This is a genomic window from Mesorhizobium sp. M7A.F.Ca.CA.001.10.2.1 (assembly GCF_003998575.1).
Taxonomy (GTDB): domain Bacteria; phylum Pseudomonadota; class Alphaproteobacteria; order Rhizobiales; family Rhizobiaceae; genus Mesorhizobium.
The window spans coordinates 1-1,149 of the sequence record NZ_RZQY01001089.1 but is presented as its reverse complement, the minus strand read 5'-3'; the positions used below and the strand labels follow the sequence as shown (position 1 = coordinate 1,149).

The 1,149-nt window shown below is 64.0% G+C and carries 1 protein-coding gene and 1 pseudogene; both read right to left on the bottom strand.

Going from position 1 to position 1,149, the window contains the following annotated elements; all coding sequences use genetic code 11:
* Positions 1-524: pseudogene (locus tag EN964_RS35305) on the bottom strand (tetratricopeptide repeat protein); the annotation flags it as partial.
* Positions 511-1,149 (bottom strand): dihydroxy-acid dehydratase (locus tag EN964_RS38990; RefSeq protein ID WP_245490742.1); only part of this gene is annotated, 639 nt, incomplete at its 5' end. The gene EN964_RS38990 and the pseudogene EN964_RS35305, both read right to left, overlap by 14 nt.

Below are 1,149 nucleotides of genomic sequence, written 5' to 3'. Positions count from 1 at the left end.
ATCTCGAACTGCGCGTTCGGATTGCGGTAGTTGGCGGCGGCGCGCATGTAATATTCCTGGGCCGCCACCTCGTTCTCGGCGACCGGGCTGCCGGGAATGCCCGTGCGCAAATAGTCGCCAAGCGCCACCAGCGCGTCGGAGACATAGCTTTCCTCAGGCGAGCCGGGCTCGACGTCCTGGTCAACGATCTCGGAGAAGAACTTGAACGCCTCATAGTCATCGCGCGCCACGCCGTCGCCCTCGGCATACATGCGGGCAAGCTTCCAGGTGGCACCGATCTGGCCGTTTTCGGCAGCGTATTTGTAGGCCTCGGCAGCCTGTTCCTTGTGGCCGTTCTTGTAGGCGGAGAAGCCGAACTGGAAGACCGCCCAGGGGCTGGATTGCGGCTTCACCCCGGTCTTGTCGTCGAACACCTTGTCGTCGAAGGCCATGGCCTGGCCCACGGCGCCAAAGGTCGCGCCAAATGTGGCGGCCACGACCAGTGCCGAAAAGACAGACGACCTCAACAACTCAGATGTCCGCATAACAGTGTGTTTCTTTCGCACCGCCCGGATGGGTCACCGCGCCATCGCGCGCCGGCCCTACCGTCTGTGCATATTTCCATATCGCGCCCGACTGATAGTCGGTCGTGCGCGCCTTCCATGTCTTTGCCCTCGCCGCCAGTTCGCTATCGGACAACGCCACGTCGATCGTGCCGTTCACCGCGTCGATCGAGATCACGTCACCATCCCTGAGCAGTCCGATCGGGCCGCCCACGGCTGCTTCGGGGCCGACATGGCCGATGCAGAAGCCGCGCGTCGCGCCCGAAAAGCGCCCGTCGGTGATCAGCGCCACCTTGCCGCCCATGCCCTGGCCGTACAGCGCTGCCGTCGTCGACAGCATCTCGCGCATGCCGGGGCCGCCGCGCGGCCCTTCGTAGCGGATGACGAGAACCTCGCCTTCCCTGTAGTTGCGATGCGTCACCGCCTCGAAACATTCCTCTTCCGAATCGAAGCAGCGTGCCGGGCCGGAGAACTTCAACTCCGCCATGCCCGCGACCTTCACGATCGCGCCTTCGGGGGCAAGGTTTCCCTTCAAGCCCACGACACCGCCGGTTTGGGTAATGGGTGTGTTGGCCGGGCGGACCACATCCTGATGCTCATTCCAGAC